The sequence below is a fragment of the Chelatococcus sp. YT9 genome, from assembly GCF_018398315.1.
Classification (GTDB): domain Bacteria; phylum Pseudomonadota; class Alphaproteobacteria; order Rhizobiales; family Beijerinckiaceae; genus Chelatococcus.
The window spans coordinates 2,602,176-2,623,099 of the sequence record NZ_JAHBRW010000001.1 but is presented as its reverse complement, the minus strand read 5'-3'; the positions used below and the strand labels follow the sequence as shown (position 1 = coordinate 2,623,099).

Below are 20,924 nucleotides of genomic sequence, written 5' to 3'. Positions count from 1 at the left end.
TGCCCATGACGTGCAGGTCCGGGGGATGACCAATGATATTTTCAGGTATCGTCGAAGGCGGCGATAATTCTTCGCGTGTCGATTTAAAAGCATATGCCACTTGCTATGGATCGCTGAAGCCTACACGAGGAAAGCCTCATCTAACCGCCAAAGCTCTTGTCAGCGGTGGTTTTGTGCACGCGAGCCGCTGGGTCAAGCCAGCGAGCGGGCGTCTCGCGCTGGAACGCCCCTTGCCCAAGGAGCCGGGCGTCTACGCCTTTGTCCAGGGCGAGCGGGCGCTCTATGTTGGCATCGCCGCTTCCGGCCTTAACAGCCGCTTCTCGGCCTATGTGAGCCCAGGCGCCAGCGATCCGACACATCTTCGCATGCAAGCCCTGCTTGTCGAGGCATTGGAAAGCTCCGCGTTTCTCGACATTCTCACCATCGCACCACCGAACAGCAGCTGGAACGGATGGCCGGTCAATGCCAGCGCCGGTCTCGAAGTCGGCCTTATCGCCCACTACGATCTGCCCTGGAATATCCGCGGCGCCGGCAAAATCCGGGAACGGCGCAGGCGCACGGCAGAGCCCGCGACGGCTCTTCGCCAATAGTCGACAAGGCCGGCACCTATCCGCGGACCACACCGCGCGAGAGGCCACAACAATGCGGCCGCGAATAGGGCAGCACATGGGCAACGCCAACACGCTGAGAGCACGATGGCCTCTTCACGCTGCCGCCGTGCGGCTGACTGTTGCTCGAAGGTCTTGCAAGCGTGGCTGAAAACCGCCATGCTCACGCTGCCTACTTAACCATCTCAAGTAGATTCGGTTAATACAAGTAGAGGGCTGCCTCACGGGAGGAAAGCTTGGAACAACTCATTATCAATTTGATCGCCGGCGCACTCGGCGGCAACGCCGCCGGCAAGGCGTCACCACAGTTCGATCTCGGCACGATGGGCAACACCATCGCCGGCCTCGTCGGCGGCGGGGTCCTCGGCCAGATCGTCACCTTGATCTGGCCGAGCGTTGTTGCCGCAGCCCAGACAGGCAATTTCAGCATTGGCGGGATCATCACCAATATCATCAGCGGCGGCGCCGGCGGCGCCCTGCTGACCGCGATCATCGGCGCGCTGAAGAACCGGACCGCTTGAGAGCAGCCTAGATCGCGCTACGTTTGGTCAAAACATCCAAACGCGGTGCGATCGATTTCGTAGCCAAAAGTATGCTCTAAACATCAGAATTGTATTGCGCCAAGGCAGCTTCACAGTCGTCATGAAACTTCAATGCCGTCTCGGGATCTGTTTCCAATGCTACAAGCAAAAAGAGGCGCGTGTTGAAAATTGCGCGTATCTCCTCCGCCGGCATATTCTTTTTTAGATATGAGCCGAATGAATTTTTCATTTTTCGTAGAAAGGACACGCCTGAAACAACCGGATGATGGATCTGACCATCATTAGGCTGCGTTTCAAGCTCTCTTAAGGATACAGGACGCCCAACTCGGAAAGTTTTCTTGGAATGAAAGGAACGACCAAAACCGTTGACATCGCGGCACACAAAGCCGTCGCAGGAGAGTGTTGTTGACGTAAAGGACTCATCATTGGGCCAAGACAAGCCCATCTCGCCATTTGACAAACGTTCTTGAAAAACGATCGAATGTTCGGCACGGCGTACCATAAGATGATCTATTGCTCGGGAGGACAGCCTTGTGAGAGGATACATGCAGCCGTAGACCTGTTCGGAAAAGGCATGCATTGCATTGTACCACCACCACTTGTTGCTCGATTTGTGATATCCTGTTGTGATGAAGTCAACTTCATCTGCGTTGGGAAATGCGTTGAAAAACTCCGACAGATGATCGAGCTTGAATCTGACATCCCCCTCAACAAGCCAGAACGCGGCCACATCTGGGCGCGCGAGACGCGCAGCATAGTAGCAATAATCCCCACAACGCCACGCGGCATCGCGGGGAATATAAATCCCTCGCTCTTTTAGACTCTCGAAATCAAGGACAACCTTACCGAAAGTGTTGGGGACAGAAACCTGTCCTTTGCTTTCATCAACGAGCGCCACGACCTCGCGACCCGATTCGTTTTGGAGACGAGAGCAAAAGCCTTCGAGGGTCTCATCAAAATAATGAGTCCGTATCAGAATAACTTCACTCATATCTCTTTCTCGCGCAGAAATATTGATGACTACGTCCAGAACCAATGCGTTCTTGTGTTATCCTCAAGGCTAGGCCAAGTCAGCGACCACGCATGATATACCTTATGCTCCAACGACCGCATAAGAGGAATTAGCGGACAAGAACCCGGACGGTCGGATCATGAAACCTCCAGGCGGGAGCCCGCCGGCCCCCAGCTTCGTTTCGACGGGGGTGATTGTAATGCCCGAGGGACCGGTCGGCTCAGCTCGCTCCGGTATCCAGACAAAATCGAAATTGCGGCGCTCATCCATGAAACGCTGTATAGCCTGGAGATCGACGCGGCTGGGGGTATTTTTCTGCGACAACGGATAGACGGCAAGATAAGCCGGCTCAGCAAAACCCGTAAAAGCGGCCGAGCGAAGCTGGCGCATACGCTTGGCAAAGGCCGCCAGTTCTTGCTGCGATGGCTCCGCCTTGAGCGTCAACGGCTGCTCGACGAAGATCTGCCAGGGCGACAAGCCACGGCATACATCGAAATCCGTCAGAAGCGCCGAGGTTTGATCCTCAAGCAGTTCTGACGGAAAAGCGCCGACCAACTCTGCCTCGTTGATCTTCGAAACACGATGCTCGGCCTGCGAGATCAGGTCTTCGGGCTTGCCCGCGATCGCCACCGGCTCACGCTGCGGGTTTTTCATCATCGAGAACCAGTCGTTGAACTTGAAGTTCCAGACAGGCTCGTTGCGATTGGAGATCCACAGGCTAGGCCGCCCCAAGGCTTCGGCGAAGACCAGGCCATGCAGACTTTGCGAGATCACCACTTCCGACTGCGCGATCTGCTCAAGCGGCAGGAGCGAGTCGTCCATCATGTCGACGACACAGAATTCGTCGCTCGCGCGAAACGCGTCAAAAGCCTTGCTGTGCAGCGAGGAATGATGCGGCACGATCGCAGCGCGATACCGCGCGCGCATCTGGTCCGGGCTGACGAGACGTTTGACCAGAATGCCGGGGTCTCCCAGCGGCACATCTGGCACCTGAAGGCCCGCGGAGCGCAAGTGATTGCGGGTCAACTCGCCGCGCAGTGCCCTGATTTTGGTCACATCGATGGCGCCGAGTGCAACCGAGGGGCTGAGCACGCCCGAACCCCAGATATAGGAGTTCGCATTCGCCATGAAGAAGATGCTGCCGATCGGCAGCAGATGGGGCTGAGAGGACTCGGTGAAAACGCCCGTCGCAGCGAATTGGTTCTTCAGGATATAGGCGGAGATTGCGTCTCCACAGTTCCGGATCACGTTATAGTAGCGATAGGGCACCGTGCGCGTCGGCTGTTCACGATAGAGCATGGTCATCATCCGCCTTTAACCAGTAGTCGCCCATGCGCAGAAGCATAGCGGGCCGAGGTTCTCAATCCTGCAGATGGGCGGGAACTGCCCAAGGGAATTGCTGCCGAACGTAGGGGGCGATTGCAACAATCGCTTAGCCCGACGCGCGGTATTTCACGCCGGGATAGTCCATGCAGCCATCATGCCAGAATGACAACCACGCACCGGCAACTTTCCCTGCGTTATCCGCGGCCATGCAGTCTATCCGTCATCGTCTCAACCGGAAACAACCCGCACCGGAAAGCGCACGATATCCCTATCCATACCGCGCTTGCAGTTCGTCCAGTTCAGCCGCGTGAAATAGACATAGAAGGCGTCGCCAGCCGTGTCGAATATATCCGAATCGCTCGCGGGATCGATGAATGACGGATATTCAAAGTAATCCTGGCAGGCGCCCTTTGATTGCCAGAACGGTTTGAAATCGGCCAGCATCTTCGGCTCGCTCCAATTCACCAGGTCCTTGGACGTGGTGTAGAAAACGCCCGGATTGGGCAGGCCTGTGTTATAGGTGGCCAGCCACAGGTCGTGACTTTTCAGGCGGACGATGGAACGAAACCGGCCGAATGGCGGCTTGCCCTGCCTGCCGGCACCAATATTGTCGCAGTGGGTCGTCGCGTCATCACCGCGGTAGGCCTGCGGCGGGCGTGTAAATTGGCCCTCGCTCAGGACTTTCCACTCGCCTCTGGCCGCCTCGGCGACGGTGGAGCGGAACAGGCAATTGCCGTTCGGACCGGGCTTTGCCTCGCCCGCCGTCCACCCGACGAAATAGAGATACTGGCCATCGCGCACGATGTTCGAGGTAGTGAAGAAACCCGTCATCTTCACCTTCGGGTCGAAGGGCTTGCTCGATGAAGCCACGAGCCGCTCCGCTTTGGGCAAGAGCGAAAAATCGAGGTCCTTTGCATCCGCGCTGACTGTCACGATCGAGGAATACCAGCAGGGCGACTGGGCGCCGGGACCGTCGCAGACGCCCTTGTGCCGCTTACCCATGAATTCCTGGCTGCCGAGGCCGATCACCCGGCCCTCACCCACCGGGAGCAGCGCCTGAATCCAGTAGCGGTCGTCGAACTCAGCCGGGTTTGGTGATTCGGCGGCGCGGGATGAAATCGAGCAATTGGGCTTCACGCTGTCGAGGCGGTCCCCTTCCATGAACCAGTTTGTCAGGTGACCACTGATCAGAACCACGGAACCATCGGCACGCCGTAGCGCACGGGCGGGGCTGTCTGGAATGCTGTTCGAACGGCACCTCTCCGCAGCATAGTCGTAGACAGTCTCTGCCTTTGGAGAGAGTTCAAGACGGATAGTATCCTGGGCCTTTGCTGCGGCACTTCCCCCCAAGAAGAGCACGCAACACAGAGTCATTCGCACAAATGTCATTACTCATTCCGCAAACGGGATGGGGATAGTGGCGGAGACCCTATCTATTCACAGCTTCGATGTTGAAAACATGTCAGACGGGCCATCGGGGCATTTTTTTTCGCGCCCGACAACCCCAGATAGCCAACAGCCCGTAATCACCTCTGGATGGCGCAGGTCATGGCGCCTGGAAAGTGACCCGGCAAGCCCTCACGCGCGGCATCATGCGATCGCCCGAAGTCACGGCATATCCGCTTGCTCAAGCGCCAAATACAGACGTGTTTTTGGGATCGATGGCCGCCCGGTCATACTGATTAGCGGCTTGGAAACACCATCAAACTTCAAGAGCCTCTAAAGGCATTTGTTTGATGGTGGGCGCACAAGGGCTCGAACCTTGGACCCGCTGATTAAGAGTCAGCTGCTCTACCAACTGAGCTATGCGCCCGCCGCGACGCTCGCTGAGCGCCGAGAACTCGGGGTTGTTACCAAAGAGCTTTGCCCATGTCCAGCGCCACAAACACATTTTGCCAGCATTTCGTGGCGAGGAGGCCTGCACTTAACGACGGCACCATCCTAACGCATTATGAAATAACCGGAATCTGCAATCCAAAACGATGCGTGGCCCTTCTTTTCACGCGCGCAGCGCCTGTTGAAAAGCCGCCCAGGCTTTTGCCGGGCGGCTTGGAGATGTCACTCGATAGAATTTGCTCCGGAGTCACGCACGCGGAGCGTCTGACGCGGCGGGATCCCGGCCGTGGCTACTCCGCAGCCTGCGCGTGCAGGCGCTCGCCGCGCGCCAGAAGCTTGTTCAGGGCCGACAGATAGGCCCGGGCCGAAGCGACCAGCGTGTCGGGATCGGAGCCGCGACCCGTCACCGGGCTGCCCTTGGCGTCGAGGCGGACCGAGACTTCCGCCTGGGCGTCCGTACCTTCGGTCACCGCATGCACCTGGTAGAGCTCGAGCTTGGCGTCATGTGGCACCAGCGCCTTGATGGCGTTGAAGGTGGCATCAACGGGCCCGTTCCCCTCGGCCTCCTCGGTGCGAACCTCCCCACCGATGTCCAGCTTCATGGTGGCCCGCTGCGGCCCGCGCGTCCCCGCGATGATCGAGAGCGACACCAGCTTGACGCGATCATGCGCCGTCAGGATGCCTTGATCGACCAGGGCCTCGATGTCCTCGTCATAGACATCCTTCTTGCGGTCAGCGAGGTCCTTGAAGCGGCGGAAGGCGTCCTCCAGAGCGTTGTCGCCCAGCTCATAGCCCAGGGCCTTCAGCTTATCGCGGAAGGCATGGCGGCCGGAATGCTTGCCCATCACCAGCGAGGTCTTCGACACACCTACGGACTCCGGTGTCATGATCTCGTAGGTGGAAGATTCCTTCAGCATGCCGTCCTGGTGGATGCCGCTCTCATGGGCGAAGGCGTTCCGGCCGACGATGGCCTTGTTGTACTGCACCGGGAAGGAGGTCACGGCCGAGACGAGCTTGGAGGCCCGCGTCAGCATGATCGTATCGACCCCGACCGTATAGGGCAACACGTCGGCACGGGTCTTGATCGCCATCACGATCTCTTCCAGCGCGGCATTGCCGGCCCGCTCGCCGAGGCCGTTGATGGTGCATTCCACCTGGCGCGCGCCCCCCTCGACGCCCGCCAATGAATTGGCGACGGCGAGGCCCAAGTCGTCATGGCAATGCACCGAGAACACCACCTTGTCCGCGTCGGCGACCGTCTCGCGGATGGTGCGGAACATGGCGCGATATTCATCCGGCGTCGCGTAGCCCACCGTGTCGGGCAGGTTGATCGTCGTGGCGCCCGCCTTGATGGCCGCGTCCACGCAGCGCAGAAGATAGGCGATCGGAGTGCGGGTGGCATCCATAGCCGACCACTCGACGTTATCGACGAGGTTGCGCGCCTGCGTCACCGTCGCGGTGATGATCTCGAGCACCTCTTCCTCGCTCTTGCGCATCTGATGCGCCAGATGGATCGGCGACGTCGACACGAAAGTATGAATCCGCGGCCGCCGAGCGTGGCGCACGGCCTCGCCGGCGCGGGCGATATCGCCCGGAATGGCGCGAGCGAGGCCCGCAACGACCGCATTCTTCGTCCGCTTGGCAACCTCCACGACGGAATCGAAGTCGCCGATGGAGGCGATCGGGAAGCCCGCCTCGATGATGTCGACGCCCATCGTGTCGAGGATTTCGGCGACCTCGAGCTTTTCCTCGGGCGTCATCGAGGCGCCGGGGCACTGCTCGCCGTCACGCAGGGTAGTATCGAAGATAACGACGCGGTCCTTGTCGGACGCGGATACCGGAGAGTTCATTTTGTTCGTCCTTGAGCTTGAGGAGCGCTTCTCACAGGGGGCGGCGCTCGATCGCGGTGGCCGTCACATCCCCTGAAGGCCCAGGCAAAGCCCGGCCGGCCCTCAGGGGCGGCTAAGGAGGAGGCCAATAAGGCTCAGGCGCGAAGACAGCTCAAGACGCGCGTCGAGAGCGACTGCGGACATGGCCGCGGTCCCCTGCGCAATCCCTGAAGCTATCGCAGTCACTGAACCTCAATCCCTTTTCAACGCAGCCGCGGACACTCCGCGTCAACGACGATCGCTCAAATGGTTGTAACCGAGACGAATAGGCGCTGACAAGTCATCAATCATCCGGTTGACCCGGCCGTGACAAATGAAAAAGCTGGCGACAGGATGGAATCAGACTCCGGGGATAGCGATGTTGAGCCGTTTGACTTTCGCCGTGCCACTCCTGTTGGGCTTGGCCGCCTGCAACACGACCGCGCAGAACCCTCCCGCTGCCCAAGCTTACGCGGACAGCTCAAACGGTGTGCTCGCAGCCCCGCTTGACAGCGCCAGCCTGGCGAGCCGGAGCTGTGGCGCGCCGATCCTCGGCTTCCGCCGTATCATCGATAGCGACGTTCAGGTCGGCCATCTGAGCCCCTCCGTCTACAAATCCATGATTCCGGACGTCAGCCGCGCTGCCAGCGCCTGCGCCCAGGGCAACGATGGCCAGGCGCTCGCGATCCTAGCCGCCGTCAAGTCGCGCAACGGCTATCCCTAAGGCCGGCGTGAGAGCCTGCCTCACGTCAGCATGTGCTTGAGATAAAGCTGCAGGAAGGGAGGCATGGTCGCGGGATCGATATCGCCTACCCTGCGCACGAGCCTGATTCCGGACAGTTCAGGCTCGGGCTCGGCCGCAAGAAAGTTTTCGATCCGGCCGACAAGCCTGTCGGCCGGAAGCACTGACTGCACCGGGCGCATAAGCGCCAGCCGCGGCTCGTCAAAAACAGCCGTCCAGCCTTCGCCGATCGTGACATCGTCGGCACCGAGCCCTGTTTCCTCGGCCAGCTCCCGCTCCACACTCCCGAGAAGGTCCACGCGGCCGTCCGGCAGCACGTCCGCCAGATCAGGCGTTCCCGCCGGAAAATAGGCCTTCCCAGCATTGGCGGTGTGGTCACCCATAACCCCGAGGACGAAAGCGCCATCGGCGGAACGCAGCGCAGCCATGGCGAAACAATTGCCCGTGCCGGGCGGGGGAGCGCCGAAATCGCGCATCGCGAGAAAGCTGGCGTAGTCGGTCGCGATGTAGCGGCCAGTCAGCTTACGAGCCGTGATCCGGCTTTCGCTCATCACGAGCACCTGTCCATTGAAGAGGGCCGGCTTCTCCGCCTTCAGGCGCCGCCAGTTGGCGTCGATGCGCTCGCGGTTCTCGACCGCCCACGGCCACTCATCAGCCGTGAGATGCATCTCGACCTCGTCGAGCTGGACGATCCTGCCGTCCGGGCGGGGCGCGGAACGTGTCACGCAAACAGCCTGCCTTCGCTGACGAGCACTGCCTTGCCGCCGATTGTCGCCTTCACGAGGGCCCCGTCCAGAATGTTCAGCGTCAGGATGATCTGTGACGGTCGTCCCATCGCATAGCCCTGCTCCACGACGATCCTGTGTTCGCCGTCACCAAGCGCTTCATGGTCCATCACGGCGCCGGCAAAGGCCGCCACGGCCGAACCCGTCGCCGGGTCCTCTCCAATGCCGAGGCTCGGGGCGAACATGCGCGCATAGAAGCGGTGCTCGGGATCGACGGGCTCGCTGCAATAGATGAAGGCGCTGCCGCGCTTGACCTGCCCGAAGGCAGCGTCCCAGGCCGTTCTGACGCTGGCGGCACGGTCGACAGCGGCGCGGCTCGTGACCGGAACCAGCGCAAAGGGGGACCCGGCAGAATACTGTGCGGGCACGTGACGCCCGAAACCGATGTCGCTCTCCATCAACCCGAGCGCTGCGGCGATGGCCGAGGCGTCGGGCAGTGCGCCCACGCGCTCCGGAAGCCGCGGCAGGGTGAAGGTTGCCTCCCCCACACCATCGCCCGCGATAGAGACTTCACAAGGCACGATCCCGACGCGCTCCTCGACCGTGAAGCTGCCCATGGGCGCCCCATCGAGCAGCGCGAGAAGCACGGCCGTACCGACTGTCGGATGCCCGGCGAAGGGCAGCTCCTGCGTCGGCGTGAAAATGCGCAGCCGCGCGCGATGCGCGATGTCCTCCGGCGGCAGGACAAAGACCGTCTCCGAGAGGTTGAACTCGGCGGCGATCTTCTGCATCGTCACGTCATCCAGCTCGTGGGCGTCGAGCACGACGGCAAGCGGATTGCCCGCGAGGGTGCTGTCGGTGAATACGTCGAGCGTATGGAAACGACGTCCGGAGCGAGTCGAAAGCACCGCCATCACACCAGCTCCGCGGCGAAGCGCCGGCTCGGACTGACGAATTCGTCCTGAGCTGCGACGAGCAAGATCTCCCTCGCGCCCGCCTCGGCCGTGCGCTTCAGTAATCCGTGGATCGACGAGGCGGCCTCCGTCAATGCTTCCGCGGCGCTACCCGTCCGGAGGTAGTGAACGAAGAACAGGGCGGCGATGGCATCGCCAGCCCCGTTGATCTTCAGATCAAGACGGGGCGTGCGCACGCGCCATAACGCCGTGCCGTCGGACGCGAGGAGATCGAGCGCATCATCGGGCATGTCCGAGATCTCGAGGGATGTCACCATGATGATGCGGGGCCCCAGCGCATGGACGGCCGCGATGGCACGCCTCGCATCGGAGAGGTCGCCGATTTCATGGCCTGCCAGAAGCGCGAGCTCGAACTGGTTTGGCGTCACCACGTCGGCGGCGGGAACAGCTTGGTCGCGCATGAATTCAGCAATACCCGGCCGCACGAAAATGCCGCGTCCAACATCGCCGATGACCGGATCACAACAATAGAGGGCGCGGCTGTTGGCCGCGCGCACCTTGGCCACCGTCGACAGGATGGCATTGCCGATATCGACGGCGCCCATATAGCCAGAGAGCACGCCGTCGCAGCGCGACAGCACGTCGCGCTCCGCGATACCCTCGACCAGTTCCTCGATCGCCGGCCCGTCAAACACACGTCCTTTCCAGGCGCCGTAGCCCGTGTGATTGGAAAACTGCACCGTATGGATCGGCCATACCTCGACGCCGAGCCGCTGCATGGGGAAGACGGCGGCGGCATTCCCGACATGGCCATAGGCGACGTGAGATTGGATCGAGAGAATATTCATGGGGACGTCCATCCGATCGGGTGATCGGTGTACTCCAATCATGCCTTTTCGGAAACCCGAAAGCGAGAGCGCGGCTTAAGCGCTCGGGCGCTCATCGGCACCACCGCAGTCCCTCGCGCGGAGCTCAGTAGGCGCGACACGAATTGCCATACCACTTGCCTGATGTGACATCGAGCCCCGCGCCCGGGCTCGCCGCGTTGCAGACGGGGAAGCTCGTGTTCCCGGCCCGCATGAAGCTCATCTGCCTGTTCTGGGCCTTGAGGGCTTCGGTCTGGGCCGCACGCCGATTGTTCTCGCGGATGATTTCATTCGTCCGGCGCCGCTCCTCCGCCTCGCGGTCCTCAGCACGCCCCCACTGCTCCATCATACAGTTGGCGAAGCCGTCGGTTTCGGGCTCGAAACCGAACTCGGTGCATTGCTGGCGGTGCCGCTCCTTGAGCGCTTCTGGATTGGACGTGGTCGAAACGCAGCCGACGAGCACGAGAGATCCCAGCACCAGGCCGGTCAACACAACTGGACGCATAGAGCACCTTCCGCGTAAACGCCCTCCAGGGCGGACAGCGCCGCCTAACACACATCCATTGCGAAATTGCTTCCACGCGCTCTGCGGCGGAACACTTGACCGTCGTGCCAGCCTGCCGCCATAGCTGGGGGATGACCTTCGCCAATTTCGTCGCCGACATCACCAGCTTTGTTCAGGCCCATTCCAGCTGGGCGCCTGCACTCGCTTTCGGCCTCGCTTTCGGCGAATCCGTCGTCATTCTCTCCCTGTTCGTTCCGGGCTCCGTGGTGCTGCTCGCCATCGGTGCCCTCATCGGCGCGGGCGGTATCGAACTCTGGCCCTCGTGGCTCGCGGCAGTCGCCGGCGGCACGCTCGGCAATCTCATCTCGTTCTGGCTTGGCCGTCACTACGGCGAGCAGGCTCTGACGATGTGGCCGTTCAATCGCTACCCCGAGACCATGGCGGCAGGTCAGCGCTTCTTCGAACGATGGGGGTCATGGACGGTATTTCTGACCCGCTTCTCAGGGCCTCTGCACGGCGTCGGGGCACTCGTCGCAGGCATGTTCGGCACGCCCGCGCTGCTGTTTCATATGGCCAATGTGGCCTCGGCCATGGTCTGGGCTTTCCTGGTTCTGGCGCCGGCGGCAGCCACGCTGAGAGCCTTTCTGCCGGCGTGACGCCGCAGCGGCGGACACCCGCATGTCGTTCCCAGGATGAAGACGCCGAGGGGACGAGGAAACCAGCCGGACTGGTGCCTGAAATCGCTCGGCAAGCGAGCAAAGGCGGCGGCATCGACGCAAGGCCCCGACGTTAGGAGCCTCAAGCCGCCTGTCCGCACCGATCCAGAGAGTGATCGCTCCTAGCTCGCCGTTGCCCAGGCCTTCTTCAACTGGATGGCGGCCGTCGCATAACCGCCATCGGCCCCATCCACGAAGTGAACGTGATTGTTGCTCATCGCCGAGGGCACGAGGCAGGTCATGAGGGCCGCATCCTGCCGGTGCGTACCGACGAGGGCAATGCCACGAGCGGCCGCATCGGCGAGGTAACTCTCGATGGCCTCCGCCTCGGCGAGGGTGCAGTCGATGGTCATCCGCAGCCCGTCGTCATATTTACGGAAGTCCGTGTTCTCGCCGAGTTCATGAAGGTAGCGTGCAGCATCGAAGCTGCCGATACGCTGGCGGCTCAACGCGACCGCGCTGCCCATGGCTTTCAGCCTCGCGAGCACGCGCCTGAGAACAAGCGGCCTGCCGTCGTGTCTCATGGCGAGAGCCTCGAGCTCGGCGCCGGAGCGTGACCATCCGCGGGCGGGCACCGGGGTAGGCCGTCCAGCGGAGCTTGCAAGCCGCAGCACATCCTCGACGACCTTGCGAAAGGCGTCGGTCGGGCGCTCGCCGGCTGGTGTGACGATCACGGAGAGAATAGTCCCGCGCTCCGCCGGGATCTCCGCCCACCGGCAGGAGAGACCCGTCAAATCCGGTGGCTCGTCGCTGCGGGGCGCGATGGCGAACTCGCCCGCCTTCATCGCGGCGACAGCCCAGGCCAGCCCCCCGCCGGAGAACATCGCATAGTTGACATGCGGCGATGCCGCAAATCGCGCCACACGCAGATCGAAGCCGGCCGCGCGGACGGTTGCGACGGGAACCAGCGCGACACGAAGGTCGAGCTGCAAATCGGCGCCGACCCACCCCGCCGTCCTCGCCAACGCCGCGCGCGCAACGTCCGCCTGTGCCGACGGCACCGCAAAACTCGCTCCGTCGCCCCCGAAGACATAGGGAAAATCCATGTTGCCGAGAGCGTTCTTCACCGCGGCGATCACGGCTGCGCCCGCAATATTGACCGCCTTGTACCGGCCTGCGGTGATCGCCGCCGTTGACGATACGACATCCGAAAGCCCGATCACCCAGTCATCCGGCAACGGGCGATAAAGGGCTTCGTCGAGCAGATCCGCGAACCGGGTGAAGATTGGCACGCCGTCATAAAAATCGTCTGCGTTCATCGTGCTTGCCTCAACCGATACGTATGCGTGCGAAACATATGGGGTTGGCAGTCGTCTTTCCATGTCGGAAAGGCACGATGACATGCCGAATGGTTGACGCCTCGGATGGTTCATGCGAGGGACGGCGCCCCCTTCCCACGCGTGAGGTATTCCCATGTCCAACGGATGGAGTGAATCTGCGGCTGCCTGGATCGCCGATATGGGAGAGCGTGGCGATTTCACCCGCGAGTTTGTGACCGACCAGCCGGTTCTCCAGTTGATCGACGGGCGAGGCTATCGCAACGCCCTCGATGTCGGCTGCGGCGAGGGACGTTTCTGCCGCATGCTGCGCGAGCGCGGCATCGATGCCATCGGCCTTGACCCGACCGAGGGGATGCTTGCTGAGGCAAGGCGCCGCGATCCCGGCGGCGACTATCGGCTTGGACAGGCCGAGGCGCTCCCGTTTCAGGACGAGATGTTCGATCTTGTCGTCAGCTATCTCTCGCTGATCGACATCACGGATGCGACAGCAGCTATCCACGAGATGGCAAGGGTGCTCCGCCCCGGTGGCAGCCTCATCATCGTCAACCTAAACAGCTTCGCGACCGCCGGCACCTGGGAGGATCCGCCTCTGAAAAGCCGCTTCGTGATCCGCGACTATCTCGACGAGCGCGCGGAATGGGTGGAATGGCGCGGCATCCGCATCCGGAACTGGCACCGGCCCCTGTCGAGCTATATGAAGCCTCTCATCCAGGCAGGCCTTGTCCTGCGTCATTTCGACGAGCCCGATACGACCGGCGGCCCTGCTGACAGGCGCGCCCGCTATCGCAGCATCCCTTATTGCCATGTCATGGAATGGGAGAAGCCGGCCTAAGGCAGGCGCTGGGTCATTCAGGTCCTCGCGCGAGGGGGATGAAAAGGGGTGCAGCCCGCGCTGATCCCTCCCCTCAGGGGAGGGTGGCCTCGCGACAGCGAGGTCGGGTGGGGAGCACGCCGCACTAGAGCATTTTCGAGCGAAGTGGAAACCGGTTCGCGTGAAGAAAATGCGCGGAAACAAATATTTAGAGCATTTCCGGTGAACTCCGGTTCACCGGAAATGCTCTAGACGATACCAGACCGGCCAATATTGCCGTTGGGTCAGCCTCCGGTAGCCCCCACCCGGCGCCTGCGGCGCCACCCTCCCCTGAGGGGAGGGATCGGCGCAGCCCGGCCGCGTCGCCAACAAAAAAGGGCGGCCGAAGCCGCCCTTTTCGTCTCTGCTCGTCTTGGAACCAATCAGTTCTTGGACTTGTCGACCAGCGCCTTTTCCTTGATCCAGGGCATCATGGCGCGAAGCTTCTCGCCGACTTCCTCGATCTGGTGGGCGTTGTTACGGGCGCGAGTGGCCTTGAACGAAGCCTGGTTGACCTTGTTCTCCAGCATCCAATCGCGCGTGAACTTGCCGGACTGGATGTCGTTGAGCACGCGCTTCATCTCGGCCTTGGTCTCCGCGTTGATGATGCGCGGGCCCGTGACATACTCGCCGTACTCGGCCGTGTTGGAGATGGAGTAGTTCATGTTGGCGATGCCGCCCTCGTAGATGAGGTCGACGATCAGCTTGAGCTCGTGGAGGCACTCGAAATAGGCCATCTCGGGGGCATAGCCCGCCTCGACCAGCGTCTCGAAGCCGGCGCGGATGAGCTCGACCGTGCCGCCACAGAGAACCGCCTGCTCGCCAAACAGGTCGGTCTCGCATTCTTCCTTGAAGGTCGTCTCGATGATGCCGGCGCGGCCGCCACCGTTGGCTGAGGCGTAGGAGAGGCCGAGGTCATGGGCGTTGCCGGTCGCGTCCTGATGGATGGCGATCAGGGTGGGCACGCCGCCGCCACGCAGATATTCGGAACGGACGGTGTGGCCGGGACCCTTCGGGGCGACCATCAGCACGTCGAGGTCAGCGCGCGGCTCGATCAGGTTGAAATGGACATTGAGGCCGTGCGCAAAGAGAAGCGCTGCGCCCTGCTTCATGTTGTCGTGCAGGTGATCGCGGTAGATATCGGCCTGCAACTCGTCCGGCGTCAACATCATGACGACGTCGGCCCATTTCGCCGCCTCGGCGACTTCGAGGACCTTCAGGCCTTCGGCTTCAGCCTTCTTCGCGCTGGCCGAGCCCTTGCGCAGGCCGACCGCGATTTCCTTCACGCCGGAATCCCGGAGGTTCAGCGTATGGGCATGGCCCTGGCTACCATAGCCGATGATCGCGACCTTCTTCCCCTTGATGAGGTTGATGTCGGCGTCACGGTCGTAATACACGCGCATGAGATGCCCTTTCCTTGGCAAGTTTGTTACGCTGTTGGCTCGTTCCGGCTCATGTCATTCCGCCACTCGCGTTGGCGGCGGTAAAGCGTGAGCGGCGCGTTCGGTCAAGTGGCATTCGTGAATTTGAGGTCTGCACGACACGCCACACTCGCGTTTCAGTCGATTGGAGAAGGCTCACCATGACGCACGCCGGCATAAGGGATGTTCTGACATTCTGGTTCGAAGCGGGGCCGGAGCGTTGGTACGTCAAGGACCTGAACTTCGACCAAGACGTCCGCGACCGCTTCCTCGCGCTGCACGAGCAGGCCGCCGAAGGCGCGCTTGCTGCGTGGGAGAGCGTCCCCAAGGCGGCCCTTGCGCTTGTCATCCTGCTCGACCAGTTCCCACGTAACATGTTCCGCGGCACCGCCCGCAGCTTCGCCACGGATCCCCTCGCCCGGGAAGTGGCTGGACGTGCGATCCTGCGCGGCTTCGACCGCGAGGTGGCTCCCATAGAACGCCAGTTCTTCTATCTGCCGCTCATGCACTCCGAGGACCTCGCCGACCAGGACCATTGCCTTGCCTTGTACAAGGCCAACGGTCCAGCTGAGGGGCTGCCTTTCGCTGAGGAACATCGCGCTATCATCGTCCGCTTCGGACGCTTCCCCCATCGCAATCCGCTGCTCGGCCGTGACACCACGGAGGAAGAGCAGCGGTTTCTCGACGAGGGCGGCTTCGCAGGCTGAGTAAAAACTCGCCAGCATAACCATCGCGGATTGTCACATCGCCTCCGCGCCGCGGCTCATGGCCGCGACGCCGGTGCGGGAGACCTCGACGAGGCCGCAATCCGCCATGATGCCGATGAAGCGCTCGACGTCGTCGAGGGCACCCGTGAATTCGAACACGAAGGACGACAACGTCGCGTCGAGCGTGCGCGCGCCGAAGGCCTGCGCCAGCCGCAAGGCCTCGACACGCTGATCCCCCTGCCCCACCACCTTCAGAAGCACGAGCTCGCGCTCGATCGTCGGCCCTTCGTCAGAAAGATCGCGCACCCGATGCACGGGCACAAGCCGCGCGAGCTGGGCCTTGATCTGCTCGATCTCGGCCTCTGTTCCCGTCGTGACGATGGTGATGCGCGAAAGGTGCTTCTCGTGTTCCGTCTCCGAGACCGTCAGGCTCTCGATATTGTAGCCGCGCCCCGAGAACAGACCCGCGATGCGGGCGAGAACCCCTGGCTCGTTGTCGACGATGACCGCGAGGGTGTGGCGCGACACGGGAGCGGCGGGCGGCGGATCCGAATAGACGGACGACATGGGGTTCCCTCGTGAAGGTGGTGGAAAATGACGCATGTTATCAGGGCTTTCGAGAAAGATTGGGCCTGAGGTCGGTCAGGACGGGCTCATCCGGCTCGTCATGGGCGACGACCCATGTTTCCTTCAAGGCCGCGTCCTTCCATTCCTGGAAAGCGGCCGTGCCAGTGACGGCATCCATGTATTCGCGGATATCCGGCTCGACAGGGATCGAATACGAGATGAAGCGCGTCACCACAGGGGCGAACATTGCATCCGCGGCGGAGAACGCCCCGAACAGGAAGGCGCCGCCCGCCCCGAAGCGCTTGCGGGCATCGCGCCAGATCGTCGTGATACGATCGACGTCGCGCTGCACGTCCGGGCCGCGATCGCGAGGCTCATAGATCTTGCCGAGATTCATCGGGCAGGCGGATCGCAAGCCACGGAACCCTGCGTGCATCTCTCCGGAAATGGAGCGCGCTACCGCGCGTGCGATCCGGTCCGCAGGCCATACGCCGGCCTCGGGCCAACGCTCGTGCGCATAGTCCATGATAGCCGACGATTCCCAGACGGTGGCACCGTCGTCGATCAGGATCGGCACCGTGCCGCCGGGCGACAGCGCAAGGATGCGTTCCTTGGTGTCGGGCTGCGCGAGCGGAATGAGCACCTCCTCGAAAGGAATGCCGAGCTGACGCAGGAGAAGCCATGGCCGCATAGACCATGAGGAATAGAGCTTGTTGGCGATGACGAGGGTCGGCATGGGACGTTCCGTGCTGGATGTGGTGGTCATTGACCGTGACGCTGGACGTTCATCCGTTCCAATGAAAAATTGTGAGGGCAACGATCACCGCGCTTCACCTCTCCCTGGCTGGAAGAGGTCGCCCCGCAGGGCCGGGTGAGGGAATAATCCGAACTGGGAGCTGTCCCTAACCCCCCTCTCCCCACAGGGGAGAAGGCAAGCCCTACATCTCTGCCTCTACCAAGACCCTGGACCGGGATAACGGTTCAAGGCGAGGCACCTCATTTCGCCGGGACTCGGCCCCCTCATCTCACACCAGCATCTTGCCCTTTTCATCAATGATGGCGCCGATGTCCTCGACGGCATCGCCGAGGATCATCTCGTTGTGGGCCTTGCCCGACGGGATCATCGGGAAGCAGTTCTCCATCTTGTCGACGATGCAGTCGAAGATCACCGGGCGCGGCGAGTTGATCATTTCGAGGATCGCCTCGTCGAGATCTGCGGGGTTCTCGCAGCGAATGCCGACGCCGCCGTAAGCCTCAGCCAGCTTCACGAAATCCGGAAGCGAATGCGAATAGCTTTCCGAATAGCGGCCGCCGTGCAGCAGCTCCTGCCACTGGCGCACCATACCCATGTACTCATTGTTCAGGATGAAGACCTTGATCGGCAGACGGTGCTGCAATGCAGTCGACATTTCCTGCATGTTCATGAGGATGGAGGCCTCGCCCGCCACGTCGATGACAAGCGCCTCAGGATGGGCGATCTGCGCGCCAATGGCTGCCGGCAGGCCGTAACCCATGGTCCCGAGGCCGCCGGAGGTCATCCATCGGTTCGGCTTGTCGAACTTCAGGAACTGCGCCGCCCACATCTGGTGCTGGCCGACTTCCGTCGTGATGTAGGTTTCGCGCCCTTCCGTCAGGGCCTGTAGACGCTCCAACGCGTACTGCGGCTTGATGACCGTGTCCGAGGGACGATAGGCGAGACAGTTGCGGGCGCGCCATCCCGCGATCTTGCCCCACCAGTTCTTCAGGCTCGGCTTCTCGACGTCCTTTGGCAAGCCCTTCCAGACGCGCAGCATGTCCTCGAGCACATGGGCGCAATCGCCCACGATGCCGATATCAGCCTTGACATTCTTGTTGATTGACGAGGGATCGATATCGATGTGGATCTTTCGTGAGCCGGGCGAGAACGCATCGATGCGGCCGGTGATGCGGTCGTCGAAGCGCGCGCCGATATTGATCATGACGTCGCAGTCATGCATGGCATGATTGGCCTCATAGGTGCCATGCATGCCCAGCATTCCGAGGAACTGGCTGTCGGACGCCGGATAGGCGCCGAGCCCCATCAGGGTCGAGGTGATCGGGAAACCCGTCAGGCGCACGAGTTCGCGCAGCAGAGAGGCCGCTTCCGGACCGGAGTTGATGACGCCGCCGCCAGTGTAGAAGATCGGGCGCTTGGCTGAGGCCATCAGTGCGACCGCGGCGCGGATCTTCTCCATGTCGCCGGACACCACCGGACGGTAGGTCTTGTGCTGGTTGTCCGTTGGCCGGGCATACGCCCCCTTGGCGAACTGGATATCCTTTGGGATGTCAATGACGACCGGTCCGGGGCGGCCGTGCGACGCCACGTAGAAGGCCTCGTGCAGGATGCGCGGCAGATCCTCGATGCGCTTAACGAGGTAGTTGTGCTTGGTGCAATGGCGGGTGATGCCGACGGTGTCCGCCTCCTGAAAGGCGTCGGAGCCGATCAGATGCGTGGCCACCTGACCGGTGATACAGACGACCGGAATCGAGTCCATGAGCGCATCGGTCAAGCCGGTGACGGCGTTCGTCGCGCCAGGGCCTGACGTCACGAGCACACAGCCGACCTTGCCTGACGACCGGGCGTAGCCTTCGGCGGCATGCACCGCCGCCTGCTCATGCCGAACGAGAATGTGGCGAATGGTCTCCTGATGGAACAGCGCGTCATAGATCGGCAGCACGGCGCCGCCGGGATAGCCGAAAAGATGCTCGACGCCCTGGTCCTGAAGCGCCCGCACGACCATCTCGGCGCCGCTCATGATCTCGTCTGCTGTTTCGCTCACCGTTTCGCTCTTGGTCTTGCTCATGGAATTCGCTCCGAGTGGAAATCGCTCCGTAGTGCGTCGCGCTGGAGGGGTCCGGATCCGCATCGGGCAACAAAAAAGGCCCCCGAAGGAGCCTTGCATGCGCCACCAAACGGACCTGCGGGTCAGTCCCGCTCCGTCGATGGCGCCCCCGATACAATAAGCTTCGCGCGCATGCGCCCGTCATCCTTAGCCTGAATTGGCGTGACGTTAGTTGAGAGGCCTGAACCGGTCAAGACAGAATTACGCCAAAAATGCAGCAGCAGCGCAATTATATTGCCTGGCCAAATGGCCACCTTGCCCATTTGATGGGCAGAGAGCGCCTCTTGCGCGGCCATGCGCCCGAGCGTCAGGCCGATCATGCGCCCAAGATGGCAAGTTCGGTCCTTCCGCGAAACCGCCACAGTCTGCCGCCAGAAGCCCGCTCGCGGTGACCGGCCCCGCAGATGATGGGCCGCAAAATGCTCGCCGCCAGCGAATGTTGTGGCTGGTACGATTTTCGCAGATCCCGGATCTGCGAATCGTGAAACGCTGCGACGGGACCAGATGATGAAGAAGGTGACGGGCCATTGGCCATGCCAAGACCTGGACGCGTGTATCATGAGCTCGGCCCAGCCCGACAGCTGGACAGTTTTCCGTGTGACGACGCGGCGATGAGCATTCTGACTGTCAGGCATGTCACGACCTATCGCTACAGGCAGCCGGTCGCCTTCGGCGAGCATCGGTTGATGTTCCGTCCGCGCGACAGCTATGACCAGGGCTTCCTCGACAGCCGCCTGACGATCACGCCGCCCCCGGCGTCGACCCGCTGGATCCACGACGTATTTGGCAATTGCGTCGCGCTCGTCCGCTTCTCGGGCCGCGCCAGTGAGCTGACCTTCGACAGCCAGATCAAGCTTGAGCACTCGCCGTTCAACGCGCCGGATTTCCAGATGGATGCCGACGCGAAGACTTACCCCTTTGCCTATAGCGCGGAGGAACTGCCGGATCTTGCGCGGTGCATGGAGCCGCATTATCCCGACCCGGGTGACGTTGTACGCAACTGGGCGCGGCAGTTTCTGCGCGTCGGCCATCCCACCGACACCGGCACCCTGCTGATGACGATGACATGCGCCATCCAGGAGAGCTTCCGCTATTCCAGGAGGACGGAGGCGGGCATCCAGCCACCGGCCATGACGCTCGGGCTGCGTCAGGGGACCTGCCGCGACTTCGCGCTGCTGATGATGGAGGCCGTACGTTCGCTCGGTTTCGCGGCGCGCTTCGTCACGGGCTACCTCTATGTTCCCGATCGCGACGGCCCCACGCGGCTTGGCGGCGGCGCCACCCATGCCTGGTGTCAGGTCTATCTGCCCGGCGCCGGCTGGGTGGAGTTCGACCCGACCAACGGGATCATCGGCAACCGGGATCTCATCCGCGTCGCAGTGGCGCGGGACCCGAGTCAGGCCGTTCCGTTGTCCGGGACCTGGATAGGTTTGCCCGGCGATTCCCTCGACATGGTCGTCGAGGTGCAGGTCTCGTCGGAAGCCGCCAACACCAACCGTGCCGGCACGGATGGAGCGCCTGTGGAACGCGACGGCCCACGGCGCGTTGTCGATCAGCGCAACTAGCGCGAGATCAGCC

General features: G+C 62.1%; 20 protein-coding genes and 1 tRNA gene. 7 read left to right on the top strand and 14 right to left on the bottom strand.

The features are described 5' to 3' along the window. The first annotated feature begins 230 nt into the window (after positions 1-230). Both KIO76_RS11985 and KIO76_RS11980 read left to right on the top strand, forming a co-directional pair. Positions 231-590 (top strand): GIY-YIG nuclease family protein, encoded by a 360-nt coding sequence (locus KIO76_RS11985; RefSeq protein ID WP_213323489.1) that lies wholly within the window; start codon positions 231-233, stop codon positions 588-590. 254 nt (positions 591-844) lie between these two features. Next, the gene (locus KIO76_RS11980) at positions 845-1,129 is read left to right on the top strand and encodes a hypothetical protein (RefSeq protein ID WP_213323488.1); all 285 of its coding nucleotides are present in this window, start codon (positions 845-847) and stop codon (positions 1,127-1,129) included. Positions 1,130-1,205: 76 nt separating this feature from the next. Here the strand turns inward: KIO76_RS11980 and KIO76_RS11975 are convergent, their stop codons facing one another. The 5 genes from KIO76_RS11975 to KIO76_RS11955 all read right to left on the bottom strand — a co-directional run bounded on the left by KIO76_RS11975 (position 1,206) and on the right by KIO76_RS11955 (position 7,174). Then, positions 1,206-2,141, bottom strand: a complete 936-nt coding sequence (locus KIO76_RS11975; RefSeq protein WP_213323487.1) for a hypothetical protein — start codon at positions 2,139-2,141, stop codon at positions 1,206-1,208. A 102-nt stretch (positions 2,142-2,243) separates the two neighbouring features. After that, positions 2,244-3,461 carry a polysaccharide pyruvyl transferase family protein gene (locus KIO76_RS11970; protein WP_213323486.1) on the bottom strand — a complete coding sequence of 406 codons (1,218 nt, stop codon included), beginning with the start codon at positions 3,459-3,461 and terminating at the stop codon, positions 2,244-2,246. A 255-nt stretch (positions 3,462-3,716) separates the two neighbouring features. After that, complete coding sequence (locus KIO76_RS11965) at positions 3,717-4,685, bottom strand: hypothetical protein (protein ID WP_213323485.1); 969 nt, start codon at positions 4,683-4,685, stop codon at positions 3,717-3,719. Between the two features lie 540 nt (positions 4,686-5,225). Then, a tRNA-Lys gene (locus KIO76_RS11960) sits at positions 5,226-5,301 on the bottom strand. A 313-nt stretch (positions 5,302-5,614) separates the two neighbouring features. Next, positions 5,615-7,174: a 2-isopropylmalate synthase gene (locus tag KIO76_RS11955; protein WP_213323484.1), complete on the bottom strand. Its 1,560-nt coding sequence runs from the start codon at positions 7,172-7,174 to the stop codon at positions 5,615-5,617. A 397-nt stretch (positions 7,175-7,571) separates the two neighbouring features. Here KIO76_RS11955 and KIO76_RS11950 point away from each other — a divergent pair, with 397 nt between their 5' ends. Further along, positions 7,572-7,916 carry a hypothetical protein gene (locus KIO76_RS11950; RefSeq protein WP_213323483.1) on the top strand — a complete coding sequence of 115 codons (345 nt, stop codon included), beginning with the start codon at positions 7,572-7,574 and terminating at the stop codon, positions 7,914-7,916. 20 nt (positions 7,917-7,936) lie between these two features. On the opposite strand, the gene KIO76_RS11945 is transcribed toward KIO76_RS11950, so the two are convergent. The 4 genes from KIO76_RS11945 to KIO76_RS11930 form a co-directional block, all read right to left on the bottom strand. Continuing rightward, positions 7,937-8,659 (bottom strand): NUDIX hydrolase, encoded by a 723-nt coding sequence (locus KIO76_RS11945; protein ID WP_349629379.1) that lies wholly within the window; start codon positions 8,657-8,659, stop codon positions 7,937-7,939. Then, the gene (locus KIO76_RS11940; protein WP_213323482.1) at positions 8,656-9,573 is read right to left on the bottom strand and encodes a PhzF family phenazine biosynthesis protein; all 918 of its coding nucleotides are present in this window, start codon (positions 9,571-9,573) and stop codon (positions 8,656-8,658) included. Before KIO76_RS11940 ends, KIO76_RS11945 begins: the two co-directional genes overlap by 4 nt. After that, positions 9,573-10,421 carry a pyridoxal kinase PdxY gene (gene pdxY / locus KIO76_RS11935; RefSeq protein WP_213323481.1) on the bottom strand — a complete coding sequence of 283 codons (849 nt, stop codon included), beginning with the start codon at positions 10,419-10,421 and terminating at the stop codon, positions 9,573-9,575. The genes KIO76_RS11940 and pdxY overlap by 1 nt, the downstream gene beginning before the upstream one ends. A 124-nt stretch (positions 10,422-10,545) precedes the next feature. After that, positions 10,546-10,944 (bottom strand): hypothetical protein, encoded by a 399-nt coding sequence (locus tag KIO76_RS11930; protein WP_213323480.1) that lies wholly within the window; start codon positions 10,942-10,944, stop codon positions 10,546-10,548. A gap of 104 nt (positions 10,945-11,048) precedes the next feature. Here KIO76_RS11930 and KIO76_RS11925 point away from each other — a divergent pair, with 104 nt between their 5' ends. Beyond that, the gene (locus tag KIO76_RS11925; RefSeq protein ID WP_349629409.1) at positions 11,049-11,600 is read left to right on the top strand and encodes a DedA family protein; all 552 of its coding nucleotides are present in this window, start codon (positions 11,049-11,051) and stop codon (positions 11,598-11,600) included. A 182-nt stretch (positions 11,601-11,782) separates the two neighbouring features. On the opposite strand, the gene KIO76_RS11920 is transcribed toward KIO76_RS11925, so the two are convergent. Then, positions 11,783-12,919, bottom strand: a complete 1,137-nt coding sequence (locus KIO76_RS11920) for a DUF3095 domain-containing protein (RefSeq protein WP_213323479.1) — start codon at positions 12,917-12,919, stop codon at positions 11,783-11,785. Positions 12,920-13,073: 154 nt separating this feature from the next. On the opposite strand from KIO76_RS11920, the gene KIO76_RS11915 reads away from it, so the two are divergent. Further along, positions 13,074-13,772, top strand: a complete 699-nt coding sequence (locus tag KIO76_RS11915) for a class I SAM-dependent methyltransferase (protein WP_213323478.1) — start codon at positions 13,074-13,076, stop codon at positions 13,770-13,772. A 401-nt stretch (positions 13,773-14,173) separates the two neighbouring features. On the opposite strand, the gene ilvC is transcribed toward KIO76_RS11915, so the two are convergent. Then, a complete protein-coding gene (gene ilvC / locus KIO76_RS11910; protein WP_213323477.1) occupies positions 14,174-15,193 on the bottom strand; it encodes a ketol-acid reductoisomerase in 1,020 nt (339 codons plus the stop codon). A 179-nt stretch (positions 15,194-15,372) separates the two neighbouring features. On the opposite strand from ilvC, the gene KIO76_RS11905 reads away from it, so the two are divergent. Then, positions 15,373-15,918, top strand: a complete 546-nt coding sequence (locus tag KIO76_RS11905) for a DUF924 family protein (RefSeq protein ID WP_213323476.1) — start codon at positions 15,373-15,375, stop codon at positions 15,916-15,918. A gap of 33 nt (positions 15,919-15,951) precedes the next feature. Here the strand turns inward: KIO76_RS11905 and ilvN are convergent, their stop codons facing one another. From ilvN to KIO76_RS11890, 3 genes are all read right to left on the bottom strand, one after another. Beyond that, positions 15,952-16,485, bottom strand: a complete 534-nt coding sequence (gene ilvN / locus KIO76_RS11900) for an acetolactate synthase small subunit (RefSeq protein WP_213323475.1) — start codon at positions 16,483-16,485, stop codon at positions 15,952-15,954. A 40-nt stretch (positions 16,486-16,525) separates the two neighbouring features. Next, positions 16,526-17,221: a glutathione S-transferase family protein gene (locus KIO76_RS11895; protein WP_213323474.1), complete on the bottom strand. Its 696-nt coding sequence runs from the start codon at positions 17,219-17,221 to the stop codon at positions 16,526-16,528. A 289-nt stretch (positions 17,222-17,510) separates the two neighbouring features. Continuing rightward, the gene (locus tag KIO76_RS11890; protein ID WP_213323473.1) at positions 17,511-19,307 is read right to left on the bottom strand and encodes an acetolactate synthase 3 large subunit; all 1,797 of its coding nucleotides are present in this window, start codon (positions 19,305-19,307) and stop codon (positions 17,511-17,513) included. Between the two features lie 650 nt (positions 19,308-19,957). Between KIO76_RS11890 and KIO76_RS11885 the strand changes: the two genes are divergently transcribed. After that, positions 19,958-20,911, top strand: a complete 954-nt coding sequence (locus tag KIO76_RS11885; protein ID WP_213323472.1) for a transglutaminase family protein — start codon at positions 19,958-19,960, stop codon at positions 20,909-20,911. The last annotated feature ends 13 nt before the right edge of the window (positions 20,912-20,924 follow it).